Consider the following 13794-nt stretch of genomic DNA (forward strand, 5'->3'; position numbering starts at 1 on the left):
TGAGGTTGCCGGGGCGAGGTGTTACGAAAGATTATCGCAAGACGATGGTTTCGAAAGAGCCACTTTTATCTCTTAAAAGCGATAAATTGCGGCGTTATTTGTCTACTTCAATCGCGACGATCTGGCCCGCAACCCGCGGATCGGTTACTTCGGTGTAGCTCACGGCGGCCTTCATTCCGTCCAGTTTGCAGGGGTTCAGGGCGTCCTTCGGGACGAAGTTCCCCGCCGTGTAGCTGATCTTGTACATATTGTTGGTGTAGAGCGCGACTGGGTGTTTGCCGCCGTCCACGGTCAGGGTGAGGACGGTGGGATAGGAACACTGGACGTTGTGGAGAACGCCCCTGGCGGTGTGGTGAGCGCCGGAGGGTGGGCCGTCTGGGTAATGCGGGTCATCGGTGGCGGCGTTCACGGGAAGGACGGCTGAGGGTTTGCCATCAGCGTTGTGGGTGGAGAACGAAACGGTCGAGACGGAGCCGGACGGGACGGCGGATGCGGCAGAGGCTCGGTCTTCAAAGCGATGAATGTCCTCGATGCGGGCGTTGAGCTCTGCGATCTCGGCGGGGTTGTGGGCCAGAGGGCGGGCGGCCTCAAGGACGGAGAGAGCCGAGGGGATTTCGTTGCGGACCATGTGAAGGTTCGCGTTATTGAGCCGGTAATGGAAGTTGTCCGGCTCAGCGCTGACGGCGGTGAGGCTGAGGCGGAGTGCGTCGTCGAGATTCTTGTGCGTGGCGGTGTAGTAGCCGGCAAGCGCGTCGTTGGCTGGGGCGAAGTTCGGGTTCAACTTCAACGACTGCTGGAGGTCGGCCTCGATCTCCGGGTTTTCGTTGATGCTGTGACGCATGTTGAGAACACCTGCGTAATACCAGGCGAGGAAGCTGGTGGAGTGCAGGGCCGCGGACTGGGCGTAGGCTTTGCGCGCGCCTTCAATATCGTTCTGGCGAAGATGCAGCAGGCCTTCGCTTTCGTAGGCCAGAGCGCTGTTGGGATTGGCGGCGAGAACGGAGTCGATGACCTTCTGCGCGTCGTCCATGCGGTTGTTACAGACGAGAATGTCCGCCCGGTAAGCGTTCGCGTCAGCGGGAGTGAGCGCTTCGACCTTGTACGACGCCTCGTTGTTGGGCGTGTCCATTTTCAGACTCAGATATTTAAAGCTGCTCTGATTGAGTTCGTCCTTAAGCGCGTTCTGGAGCTTACCGAGATCGCCGAAGGCCGAGACTGCCGCGGTAAGCGACGTCTGGCCGGCGTCGAGGGCCTTCAGATAATTCGAGACAAAGGTGGTCTTTTTAGTGAAGTCGCTTAAGTACAGCATGTAGGTGAGCGCCCACGACTCGGAGTAGAACATCGAGCCCTTCTCCTCATCGTGGTAGTAAGGAGAGTCGTAGCCCACGTCGAAGATCGTGGGGAGAGGAACCAAAGTCTTCGAGCGCAGCAGTTCAAGGTCAGCTGCGCTGGGTTGGCCGAAACGAATCTCGTGGGCGTCGATATCAGTGTTCTGGTAGAACTCGGCGATGCCTTCGTTGAGCCAGACGGGCAGCCTGGCTTCACGGGTGATGTAGTGCGTGTACTCGTGGTAGACGGTGGAGAACGGATGCTCGCCTTCAGCATCGAGCCGGAGCAGTATGTAATTGCGGTCAGAGCCCTGCATGAACAAGCCGGCGAGGTCGAGGCTTCCCTTGCCGATTCGATCGGCAGGAAGGAGCGCCTGGAAGTCACGCCGATTCTTAGCCGCAAGGACGAAGATTGGAGAGGCTAGATCCGACTTTGCACCCGGCAGGATTCTGTGAAAGACGGCCTGCATGCGCTCGAACTGATCGGCGACGTGGCGGGCCTGTTTCTCGTTGGCATCGCTGATGACGGTGAAGTGCGGCGTGCTGACCTGGAGCCAAGTGGGAGTAGATTCGGCGTGCGCCTGGACGCAGAGCAGCGCAATGATAGAGATCGCAACAAGACGTATGCGCATGGTTGGGCGCAAGCGTAACGCAGGCCTCGGGAGAACGCCAGAAAATTTCATGCGTGGCGGTTCAATGAGAAGCCGCGACGCTGGCAGAGGGTTGTGGATTGGGCGCGGCTGGCTGGGCTTGCTGGAGGCGGGCGATGCGCTTGTCGATCTCGGCGAGCTGGGCGGGTGTCCTGGCGACGCGGGCCTTGGCTTCTGTGAGCACCATAAGGGCGGAATCGGGGTTGTGCTGGGCCTCAAGGGCCTCGGCCGCGGCGTAGCGGAAGGTGAGGCTCGAGGGGTCCAGCTGGACAGCCTGAATCGAGAGCATGTGCGCTTCGTCGAGATTGCGGTTCTGAGTGATGAGGAGGTCGGCGAGGTCGTTGTAGGCGGGTGCAAAGCTGGGCGCGAACTTGACGCAGCGGCGGAGGTGAGTTTCTCTGGTGGCCGATGCGGCCGAATCGCCGTACTCGAAGGCTGCCGCGTAATAGTTTGCGGTGCAGTCCTGCGGGTCGAGGTCGGCGGCCTGCTCGAGCCATTTGCGCGCGCCCTTCTGATCGTGCTCGGCGGCGGTGATGAATGCCATGTCGCGGAGGGCAAGCTCGTTGTTCGGGTCACGCTGGAGGATGGGCTGGACGAGCGCTTTGGCTTCCGCGGCGCGGCCGTCGTGGATGAGGACGTCGGCACGAACGACATCGGCCTGATCGGTGGAGATTGGCGACGCCTTGAACGTGCTGTCGTCGATGTTGAAGTTCATGCGGAGACGAATGCCCTGAAAGCCGATCTGAGCGACGTAGGCGGTGAGCTGCTTCTGAAGCGCGTCCAGATCGCCGAAGGCGTGCTGAGCAGCGCTGACCGGATCTTCGCCACCGGCGATGCGGCGGTTGTATTCGGGAATCCTTTGAGTTTTGTTCTGAAAGTCTTCGGTCTCAAGCATGTGGGTGAGCGCCCAGGACTCGATGTAGAAGACGGAGATCTTGTCCTCTTCATGATAGTAGGGCGAGCGGTGGTCGACCTTGAAGAGAACGGGCAGCGGGAGCAGTTGCATGCGCTGATTGAGATAGCGGACCTGATTGAAGTCAGGCTGACCGAAGGAGATTTGCGAGTTGTTGATGTCGGTGTTCTCGAAGTACTGCGCCATGCCTTCGTTCAGCCAGAGCGGAAGCCAGTAGTCCTTGCGCAGGATGAAGTGGGTGTACTCGTGGTAGATGACGGAGTAGGGATGGGCAAGGGGAAGGTCGGTCTCGAGGGTGATGTAGTTGCGGTCGCCCATGGGGGAGAAGAAGCCGGCGAGACGTGCCTGACCCTTGGCGAGATATGCGGCTGGGATGACGGACTTGAAACTGTTTTCGTCCTGGAGCGCGAGGACGGTGATGGGCAGGTCGGCGTCGTTGGAGGCGTTGGGCAGCACGCTTTGAAAGAAGGCACGCATGCGTTCGAGCTGACCGGCGGTGCGGCGACCGGTGGCCTCGTCGGCGTCGGTGAGGACGACGAAGTGAGGGCTGCGGATTTCGACCCAATGGGAGGCGGCAGACGCGGGAAGACAGAGGAGCCCGAAGGCAAGGATCGCGAGCAGACGGATGCGCATGGTTTCGGGGAAAGCGTAGCGCAAATGGGTGGCGATGGCTATGCGATTTTGGGGGGAAGGCTCGTGAAGGATGGGGTCGTCGGTAGAAAAGGTTCGGGGGTATCGGTGGGGCGAACGTCCTCGGGGTCCTTCGACTCCGTTCGACGCTGCGCGTCAAACTTCGCTCAGGATGACGGGAATGTTGCTTAACGTCGAGCTCGGCGAGAGGCTCAGGTGGTGACGGTGGCGGGGAGTTCGGGCTGCGCGGGGAGTTCGAGTTGTTCGGAGCCGGCGGCGTCGAGGTGCGGGGTGAAGTGGGCGCGGCAGCGGGCTTCGTAGAGGCCGGTGGCGCCGACGACGACGAGCTCCTGAGACTGGCCGAGGCGCTGGGTGTGGATGGCGGGCTGGCCGCAGACCATGCAGACGGCGGAGAGCTTGGTGACCTTGTCGGCGAGCGCCATGAGGTTGGGGACGGGCCCGAAGGGCTCGTTGGCGAAGGTGGTGTCGAGGCCGGCGAAGATGACGCGCTTGCCGAGGGCGATGAGCTCGAGGGCGAAGGGGATGATTTCGGGCGAGAGGAACTGGACTTCGTCGATGCCGACGACTTCGATGGAGTCGAGCTGCGGGTGGAGGATGGAGCGGAGCTCTTCGACGGAGGCGATGGGGACGGCGTCGTGGGTTTGCGAGGAGTGCGAGGCGATGGAGGTGCGGTGATAGCGGAGATCGATGTCGGGCTTGTAGCAGGCGACGCGTTGGCGGGCGATGCGGGCGCGCTTGAGGCGGCGGATGAGTTCCTCGGATTTGCCGGAGAACATGGGGCCGGTGATGACTTCGAGCACGCCGGGAGCGGTGGACATGGTTGGGGATAGGGTATCGGGAGGCGCGGTGGATATGTGGTGCGGGAATGAGTGGTTAGTGGTTAGTCGTTAGTGGTTAGTGAAGGGCGAAGGCGAGTATGCTGGCGGTGTTCCTTTCTCAGCGGTTTTTGTGAGGTGAAGGTATGCGGCGAGGAATGCTGATTTTGGCGTGCGGCGTGGGGTTGGCGATGGGGGTCGGTGCGGCCGGAGCGCAGACCGACCAGACGGCGAAGAGGACAACGAATGAGGTGAAGGTGAAGCTGATCGGCTCGCAGGGGCAGCCCGCGGGGACGGTGACGTTCAGGCAGGTGAAGCAGGGCGTGAAGATGACGGTGAAGCTGGAGAATGTGCCGTTTGGGGAGCATGCGGTGCATATTCATGAGCATGCGGTGTGTGACGCGCCGGATTTTCATGCCGCGGGCGGGCACTTCAACCCGCTGGGGAAGCATCATGGGTTTGAGAACCCGGAGGGGCATCACGCCGGGGATCTGCCGGCGAATGTGTCGGTTGGCGAGAATCATCGGGGCGAGGCGAGTTTTGTGCTGAAGGATGTGTCGATGGACCCGAATCTGCCGAACTCGATCTTTGCGAATGGCGGGACGAGCGTTGTGGTGCATGAGCATGGCGACGATCAGAAGACGGACCCGAGTGGGAACTCGGGGAACAGGATTGCTTGCGGGGTGGTGAAGGAGTGAGGGAAGCAAGTGAATAGTGAATAGTGAGTAGTGAATAAAGCGCGGCGTGCGGGTCCGGGGCGGGAGCGGCGGAAAAGCCGTCCGGGACAGGATTTAGGTTCGTCGGACGGCGAAGGATAAGGGAACTTTCCAGGCCGGGGTTGCGTAAGAGAGACCATGACGGCGGCAACAATCCCGGCATTGATTGATCGCAGTGGAACTGCGGGATGGGGAACCAGGCTGGCCAGGCGCGAGCCAGCGGGAAGGCCGATCCGACGCGAGGCCCCGATGGGGGATGCGCGGGGACGGTCGAGCGAGGAGAGGGCTGTGAGAGAGACGCGGCTCGCGCCAGAAGAGCCGGATTCTCAGGCTGGGTTGGAACGGGCGGCCGTGACCGCCGAACAGGCTGCGCTGGCAGAGCTGGCGGCTCGGTGCCTGGCGGGCGACGCGGCCGCGTGGGAGCAGTTGGCCCGGACACAGCATCGGAAGGTGTATGGGCTCTGCTACCGGTTTACCGGGTCGGCGACCGAGGCGGAGGACCTGACGCAAGAGGTTTTCCTGAAGATGTTCCGCAACCTTGGGAACTTCGATCCGGCGCGCGGAAGCTTTGGGACGTGGCTGACGACGCTGACCCGTAATCTGCTGGTGGACAACTACCGTCGCAGCAGAATGGACCGGGCGAGCGATTCGCTGGATGAGTCGCTGGACGGGGAGGACGATGGCCCGAGCAAGCTGGAACGACTGGCGGACTCGAGACCCGGCCAGGATCACCACGTGGCCGGGCTCGAGCTGAAAGCGCAGATTCAGCATGCACTGGCAAAGGTTTCGCCGGAGCTGCGCGAGGCTGTTATCCTTCGCGATCTGGAAGATATGGATTACAAGGAGATAGCGGAAATTTTGGGAATTCCGCAGGGAACGGTAAAGAGCAGGATCAGCCGCGGCCGCAGTGAGCTGGCGCGGCTGTTGAAGGGCATGGAAGGGAAGGTGATGTAGGCGTGACAGATTGGCGCAAATTCGATGAGATGAATGAGAAGCCGACGGAATGCGTGGTATGCGAGGCGATGTGCCCGGATGCGGTGGACGGCACGCTTACTGAGGCCGACCGCCGGGTGTTTGATCTGCATGTGAAGCACTGCGCGTCGTGCGCGAAGGAGTACGAAGAGGCACAGCGCGGAGCGGCGTGGCTGGGCATGCTGAAGGGCCATACACCGGAGCCTCCGGCGGCGTTGCTGGCGAAGATTCTGGCGGAGACGACGGGAGCCGAAGAGAACCAGGCGTTTGCAACCCCACCCATGCGCGATGCGCATGAATGGGGCACCCAGGGTGTCGTTGATCCCGACGTTGCTTCCCTGCCCGTTGTGCCGGTGCGCGAGCCTGCACCGGCGTGGGCGCTGAGCTCGGTGATGCGGAAGGTAGTTGATGTCTTCCGGATCGAGACCAGGCGGGCGACCTTCCAGCCGCGGATTGCAATGACGGCAGCGATGGCGTTTGTTTCGATTGCGCTGACGCTGAACCTGACGGGCGTGCGGCTGAAGAACCTGCGGGCGTCAGACTTTACGCCTTCCGGGATTCGGCGCAATGTGGCCGAGGCGAGCGCGACGGCGGCGAGGAACTTCCAGAACATGCGGGTGGTGTACCAGGTGGAGTCGCGCGTGAGCGAGCTGCGCGGCGAAGGTCCGCTGGCCGAACGCGAGGATACGAATTTTACGGTACAGCCGAGCACCACAACGCAGCCGGGCAGCACGACGCAGCAACAGCCCGAGCAGCAGGCCGCGCCGGCTCCGCACAAGAAGGGCTTGTAAGAAGGGCTTCGGAAGTTGATGGGATCCAGCAGTGCAAGTTACCGGTCCCCGCAGAACAGAGGACCGAGAAGGGAGGGTGAGCGAAATGAGCGACGGGATTTTTGAAACATCAGGACCAGGCGAACGGAACGCCGCGCCTGAAGGACAGGCGGCAGAGGCGGGCGAGCGCGTAGCGTTCTGCCAGCAGTGCGGCAAAGGATTGACGAACGAGACGGTTCGGCGAGCGGGCTCGGCGGTCTATTGCGAACCCTGCCTTGTGGCACGACTGGAAGGAGCAAGTCCTGTTGCGGGTTCCGGAGCACCGGCGGGCGGATCAGCGGGAATTCCGGGCAGCGGCGCGAGCGCTACTGGCTGGACGCCGGTGAATGGCCCCGCTGGGGTGCCGCCGGGAGCGCCAACGGGCAATGAGCCGAGCCCGTGGCTGGCTGCGCTTCTAGGCCTGATTCCGGGTGTGGGCGCGGCGTACAACGGACAGTATGCGAAGGGGCTCGCTCATCTGGTGATCTTCGTGGTCCTGGACTCGCTGTCGAACAATGTCAACGGCGTTTTCAGCCTGCTGGTACTCGCCTGGATTGTGTACCAAGCGGTGGATGCGTACCAGACGGCGAAGGCCCGCAAAGACGGCACACCGCTGCCGAATGCGTTTGCGTTGAACGAAATCGGCGATCGCCTTGGATTTGGGCGGAACTGGCCAGGGAGTGCAGCGCGGCCGGTGACGAGCTCGACGACGGCGGGATGGGCGAGTGCAACAACAGCGCCGGCGGGAACCGCGAGCGCGAGCCAGGGACCAGCAGGCGGACCGAACTGGGCAGGCTATGTGCCGCCGACGAACTTTGCCACGGCAACGACGGCGCCACCACCGCCGCCTCCGGTGCAGCCAACTGCGTACGCCGGGCCGGCGAGTGGGAGCTCAGGCACCTGGACGCAGCCTCCGTATACGAGCACGTACGCTGGTGAGCCGTGGCATAGTTCTGCCGGTGGGCCGGTGGGACCGATTCCACCGATGCCGCCCATGCCACCTTCTCGACGCTTCCCTGTTGGCGCGGCGTGGCTGATTGCGTTGGGATTGATCTTCCTGCTCGCGAACCTGAATGCTTCGTGGCGGCTGGGCGGATCGTGGATTGCGGCGATCTGCCTGGCGGCGCTGGGGACGTATCTGCTGTTCCGGCGGATCGAGATGGTGCACGGATGGAGCAAGATGGTGGGCGAGACGGATCCGCTGGCCGCGGGGGTGGGACCGAGGCTGATGTGCCAGATTCGGGGACCGGTGATGCTTCTTGTGCTTGCGCTGCTGTTTGCGCTGCAGGCGGCAGGGATCCGAACGCTGGGCCAGACCTGGGGCGTGCTGCTAATCGCATTCGGGGCGCTGCTGATCCTGGAGCGCACGATGGGTTCGTCGTATGGATTGGGTGGGCCACTGCCTCCGCACACGCCCGCCGCTGACACGCGAAAGGGCGGGCAGTAGAGATGGCAAGCTATCCACCGCCACCGCCCCCGCCACCGCAGGGCTATGGCTCGGGACCGGGCTACGGATCCGGAGGCAACTACGGAGCAGGGTCAGCCTACGACCGGCGAGCGTGGAAGGCGCAGCGGCGAGCAGCCAAGCTACAGGCGCGCTGGATGCGTGACCAATATAGGATGCAGCAGCGGTATCTGAGGCGGAGATCGATCGTCGGCCCGCTGGTGCTGGTGACGCTGGGAATCATCTTTCTACTGGAACAGACAGGGCGGCTCTCATGGGCGCACAGTTTTGACTGGTATGCGCGCTGGTGGCCGGCTGTGCTGATTGTGGCAGGCCTGATTTTGCTGGTCGAATGGTTCTTCGACCTGCAGCGCATGGAGGACAGCGGCCAGCAGGTGCCGAGTCATGTGCTGAGCGGGGGCGCGGTTTTTCTGCTCATCGTCCTGGCATGTTGCGGGATATGGGCGCGCTGGGCCGAGAACAGTACGGCGTGGCATGAGCACTATTGGCTGGGACATGATTTTGGCGGCCTGGATCGGGTGTTCGGCGAGGCGCATGAGTCGGATGACTCGCTAAGCCAGGCGATGCCGCAGGGCGGCATGCTGGTGGTGCATAACCCGTGGGGCGATATTGCCGTGACCGGGTCCAGCGAGGACGGCCAGGTGCATGTGAGTGTGCACAAACAGGTGTACGCATGGCGCGACAGCGATGCCGATGAGCGGGCGCGCCAGATGCAGCCGACGTTCTCGACACAGGGAAACAACCTGGTGGTCGATGTGCCGCATGTGGACCAGGGGCAGGCGGATCTTACGATCGAAATGCCGCATGGCGCGGGTGTCTCGGTCAGTTCAGACCACGGCGACGTGCGGGTGAGCGAGTTGCGCGGCGGCGTGACGATTACGGCTCGTAAGGGCGATGTTGACCTGACGGGGATCGACGGCACCGTGCTGGCGCAGGTGAACGATGATGACTCGAGCGTGAGCGCAAAGAGTGTGACTGGGGCGTTTACGGTGCAGGGCCGCGCCGGCGACATCTCGCTGTCGAATATCGACGGCGCGGTGATGCTGCAGGGCGATTTTTTTGGCACGACGCACGCGGAGCAGATCAATGGGCCGCTGCGGTTCGAGACGAGCAGGACGAAGTTCGCGACGGCTCGGGTGGACGGCGAGCTGGAGATTGAGAGCGGGAACCTGCAGGGAAATAAGCTGCTCGGGCCGGTGACGCTGACGACGCGGAATCGCACGATTGAGCTGGATGATGTGTCGGGGCCGGTGACGGTGTCGAACCGGAATGGCGCGGTCGCGGTGACAAATGCGGCTCCCGTGGCACCGGTCACGATCACAAACGAGCACGGGTCAGTGGACCTAGGCCTGCCGGAGCACGCCGGGTTCGTGCTGAATGCGCAGACACGAAACGGCGATCTGGAGAACGACTTCGGGCTGGACTCGCAGGGTGAAGGCGATATGCATCGCCTCAATGGGAAGGTAGGCAGCGGCGGACCGCAGATCCGGGTCGAGACGACCGACGGAGACGTGACGATTCGCAAGGCTGTTGCCGCGCCATTGCCGCCGACACCGCCTGCTCCGCCAAAGCTGAGCACTGCGCCGGAGACGCCGGCGGTCCCGCCAGCGCCGAAGGTTCAGGAGATTCCGAAGCGGCATGCAAAGGCGGCTCCGCAGACGGACCAAACGCCGGTGGCAACTCCCGCTCCACCGGCGGTGCCGAAGACAACGTCGGCTGCACGGCGTTCGCATCGCCGGACTGCGGATCTGCTTTAAGAAGCTGCGCAGGCAGGAGGTCCGTGGGGTCTGGACACCTGTATCACCCGCGGGGGCAATTGCGGAAGATTTCAGGGATTAGGAATATTGTGCGCGAAGCTGCCTTGCCTGGCTGCCAGCTGGTGGTGGTGCGCCGGGATCGATGGCGACGATTAAGGTCTGGCAGAAGTGCCGAACGCTGCGAGCCTGCGGATGAATTTCAAAAACAGAAAAGCCCACCTAGAGGGTGGGCTTTTCGTAATTAATGCCGGCGATCACCTAATCTCCCACACACTTGCGCGTGCAGTACCATCGGCCCAACGAGGCTTAACTTCCGTGTTCGGGATGGGAACGGGTGGGACCCTCGCGGTAAACTCACCGGCAAATTGTCGAAGATCGCGGCGCGATCGTTCACAACTGAATAGATTGGGAGGTTTTTCTAATTAGTAGAAACCTATAACTACGAGGCTTGTGTTGAATGTCTCCAGCGAAAATTGGACTAATTTTGCGCAGAGTAAATTCTATGGACAAGCCGAACGGGCGATTAGTACTGGTAAGCTACACGCATTACTGCGCTTCAACATCCAGCCTATCAACCAGGTGGTCTTCCTGGGCCCTTCATTACCCTTACGGGTTGGGAGATCTCATCTCAGAGCGTGCTTCCCGCTTATATGCATTCAGCGGTTATCACAACCGAACTTCGCTACCCAGCCGTGCCCTTGGCAGGACAACTGGAACACAAGAGGTTCGTCCATCCCGGTCCTCTCGTACTAAGGACAGCCCTCTTCAAATCTCCTACGCCCACAGCAGATAGAGACCGAACTGTCTCGCGACGTTCTGAACCCAGCTCACGTACCGCTTTAATAGGCGAACAGCCTAACCCTTGGAACCTTCTACAGCTCCAGGATGCGATGAGCCGACATCGAGGTGCCAAACCATTGCGTCGATATGAACTCTTGGCAATGATCAGCCTGTTATCCCCGGCGTACCTTTTATCCGTTGAGCGATGGCCCTTCCATACAGAACCACCGGATCACTAAGGCCTGCTTTCGCATCTGCTCGACTTGTAGGTCTTGCAGTTAACCACACTTATGCCTTTGCACTCGACGGTCGATTTCCAAACGACCTGAGTGTAGCTTCGCGCGCCTCCGTTACAATTTAGGAGGCGACCGCCCCAGTCAAACTACCCGTCTTACAGTGTCCCTCACCCAGATAATGGGTGGAGGTTAGGATCACAACAATCGCAGGGTGGTATCTCACCGTTGGCTCCGCCAAGTCCGAGAACCTGGCCTCAAAGCCTCCCACCTATCCTGCGCAGCAATTGCCGTAACCCACTGTAAAAGTATAGTAAAGGTGCACGGGGTCTTTTCGTCTAGCTGCGGGTAACCGGCATCTTCACCGGTACTACAAGTTCGCCGAGCAACTCGTTAAGACAGTCGTACGATCGTTACTCCATTCGTGCAGGTCGGAACTTACCCGACAAGGAATTTCGCTACCTTAGGACCGTTATAGTTACGGCCGCCGTTCACCGGGGCTTCAGTTCAAAGCTTCGCCTTGCGGCTAACCTCTCTCTTTAACCTTCCGGCACCGGGCAGGAGTCAGCCCCTATACGTCGTTTTCGACTTTGCAGAGACCTGTGTTTTTGTTAAACAGTCGCCGTACGCGTTTCACTGCGGCCCTCCTGTGCTATGAACACTGGAGGGCGACCCTTCTCCCGAAGTTACGGGTCTAATTTGCCGAGTTCCTTAACAAGCCTTCACTCGAGCGCCTTTGGATATTGTCCTCGTCTACCTGTGTCGGTTTGTGGTACGGTTCCCAATCTTTCTCCTTAGAGGTTTTTCTTGGCACCATGAAATCAGCTGCTTACACCCATACGGGTTTGCTTTGCGCCTCACTGTTAAGTCTCTCCGGATTTGCCTAGAGAAACCAGCTTCACGCGCATCGACCGCCATAGCCATATGACGACCAGCCTATCCTTATGCGTCACCCCATCGTAATAACGAAATACTGGGAGGTCCGGAATATTAACCGGATGTCCATCGCTTACGCCTTTCGGCCTCAGCTTAGGGACCGCCTAACCCTGAGCAGATTAACTTTACTCAGGAAACCTTAGACTTTCGGCGGGAAGGGTTCGCACCTTCCTTATCGCTACTTATGCCGGCAGGGTCTCTTCTCTAACCTCCACGTATCTTCTCAGTTACGCTTCGATGACTAGAGAATGCTCTCCTACCACGCACACTAATGTGTGCATCCGCTGCTTCGGTATACAGTTTTAGCCCCGTTGTATTGTCGGCACCGGACCGCTTGACCAGTGAGCTATTACGCTTTCTTTAAAGGATGGCTGCTTCTAAGCCAACCTCCTGGCTGTCTGAGCGTTCCGACTTCCTTTCCCACTTAACTGTAATTTGGGGACCTTAGCAGGCGGTCTGGACTGTTTTCCTCTCGACTGTGAAGCTTAGCCCCCACAGTCTGACTGCCGGGCTGGTTGTGATCGGCATTCGAAGTTTGGTTGGATTCAGTAAGCCGGAAAGCCCCCTAGTCCATCCATGTCTCTACCACCGATCCAAATCACCCGACGCTAGCCCTAAAGCTATTTCGGAGAGAACGAGCTATCACGGAATTTGATTAGCCTTTCACCCCTACCCTCAGCTCATCCGAGCTTTTTTCAACAAACACCGGTTCGGTCCTCCAGTGAGTGTTACCTCACCTTCAACCTGGCCAAGGGTAGATCATCCCGCTTCGCGTCTATTCCTGCCAACTGAACGCCCTATTCAGACTCGCTTTCGCTGCGGCTCGCTCACGCTTAACCTTGCTGACAAGAATAACTAGCCGGCTCATTATGCAATAGGCACGCGGTCAGACATTCCCTTACGGGCATAGTCCTCCCACTGCTTGTAGGCACACGGTTTCAGGTACTATTTCACTCCCCTCTCGGGGTTCTTTTCGCCTTTCCCTCACGGTACTGGTTCACTATCGGTCAGAAACGAGTATTTAGCCTTACGGGATGGTCCCCGTGGATTCAAGCAGGGTTTCTCGTGCCCCGCCTTACTCAGGTACCTGCTTCGAGTCCGGATCTTTTTCGTCTACGCGCCTGTCACGCTCTGTGGGGCCAGTTTCCACTGGCTTCGGCTAAAGACCGGATTGGTAACTCTACTGTTGCAGGCCCTACAACCCCCGAAACACCTAGATGCTACGGGTTTGGGCTGTTCCGAGTTCGCTCGCCACTACTATCGGAATCGAGGTTTCTTTATTTTCCTGGAGGTACTGAGATGGTTCACTTCCCTCCGTTCGCTTGTTCTCACCTATGAATTCAGTGAGACATACATACGGTTTGCGTATGTGGGTTTCCCCATTCGGAAATCTCCGGATCAAAGCCTGTGTGCGGCTCCCCGAAGCTTATCGCAGCTTGCCACGTCCTTCATCGCCTGTTTCTGCCAAGGCATCCACCGTGCGCCCTTAGTAGCTTGACCATAGAATTTACTCGCACGCATCGGGAGAAAACCCCGACCGTAGAGCAATCTACGTTTATTAGTCCGCCTTCGGCACCTTTTCTAACTCTGGATTAGGGAGTTAGCGGTTGCCCGAAATTATCTAAAGACACTCAACACTGATTGACAGCATGCTCGTTTCACGGAAACAACCCGTGAGCTATGCTGCTCAGCCTTGTAGTTATTTAACAGCATTCCCTTGCGAGGAATACTGCTTACCCAATCTATTCAGTTGTCAAAAATCGTCCGCG

Annotated in this window: 8 protein-coding genes and 2 rRNA genes; 5 read left to right on the forward strand and 5 right to left on the reverse strand. The window is 60.0% G+C overall.

Translation table 11 applies throughout. The features are described from left to right. Positions 1-94: 94 nt before the first annotated feature. The 3 genes from VGU25_14190 to VGU25_14200 form a co-directional block, all read right to left on the reverse strand. Entirely contained in the window at positions 95-1960 is a 1866-nt protein-coding gene (locus VGU25_14190) for a tetratricopeptide repeat protein (GenBank protein ID HEV2578354.1), read from the reverse strand. Between the two features lie 61 nt (positions 1961-2021). Then, a complete protein-coding gene (locus VGU25_14195) occupies positions 2022-3524 on the reverse strand; it encodes a DUF1570 domain-containing protein (protein HEV2578355.1) in 1503 nt (500 codons plus the stop codon). A gap of 209 nt (positions 3525-3733) precedes the next feature. Next, complete coding sequence (locus VGU25_14200) at positions 3734-4360, reverse strand: thymidine kinase (GenBank protein HEV2578356.1); 627 nt, start codon at positions 4358-4360, stop codon at positions 3734-3736. 143 nt (positions 4361-4503) lie between these two features. Between VGU25_14200 and VGU25_14205 the strand changes: the two genes are divergently transcribed. The 5 genes from VGU25_14205 to VGU25_14225 all read left to right on the forward strand — a co-directional run bounded on the left by VGU25_14205 (position 4504) and on the right by VGU25_14225 (position 10076). Continuing rightward, positions 4504-5055, forward strand: a complete 552-nt coding sequence (locus tag VGU25_14205; GenBank protein HEV2578357.1) for a superoxide dismutase family protein — start codon at positions 4504-4506, stop codon at positions 5053-5055. Positions 5056-5361: 306 nt separating this feature from the next. Beyond that, on the forward strand, positions 5362-6027 hold the full coding sequence (locus VGU25_14210; protein ID HEV2578358.1) for a sigma-70 family RNA polymerase sigma factor: 666 nt from the start codon (positions 5362-5364) through the stop codon (positions 6025-6027). A 2-nt stretch (positions 6028-6029) separates the two neighbouring features. Next, the gene (locus VGU25_14215; protein HEV2578359.1) at positions 6030-6836 is read left to right on the forward strand and encodes a zf-HC2 domain-containing protein; all 807 of its coding nucleotides are present in this window, start codon (positions 6030-6032) and stop codon (positions 6834-6836) included. Positions 6837-6921: 85 nt separating this feature from the next. After that, a complete protein-coding gene (locus tag VGU25_14220) occupies positions 6922-8301 on the forward strand; it encodes a hypothetical protein (GenBank protein HEV2578360.1) in 1380 nt (459 codons plus the stop codon). A gap of 2 nt (positions 8302-8303) precedes the next feature. Continuing rightward, positions 8304-10076 carry a DUF4097 family beta strand repeat-containing protein gene (locus VGU25_14225; protein ID HEV2578361.1) on the forward strand — a complete coding sequence of 591 codons (1773 nt, stop codon included), beginning with the start codon at positions 8304-8306 and terminating at the stop codon, positions 10074-10076. 245 nt (positions 10077-10321) lie between these two features. Here the strand turns inward: VGU25_14225 and rrf are convergent. Then, positions 10322-10438: ribosomal RNA gene (rrf, locus tag VGU25_14230) — 5S ribosomal RNA — on the reverse strand. A 140-nt stretch (positions 10439-10578) separates the two neighbouring features. Further along, positions 10579-13525, reverse strand: a 23S ribosomal RNA gene (locus VGU25_14235). Between the last annotated feature and the right edge of the window lie 269 nt (positions 13526-13794).

Source organism: Acidobacteriaceae bacterium, assembly GCA_035944135.1.
Classification (GTDB): domain Bacteria; phylum Acidobacteriota; class Terriglobia; order Terriglobales; family Acidobacteriaceae; genus Granulicella.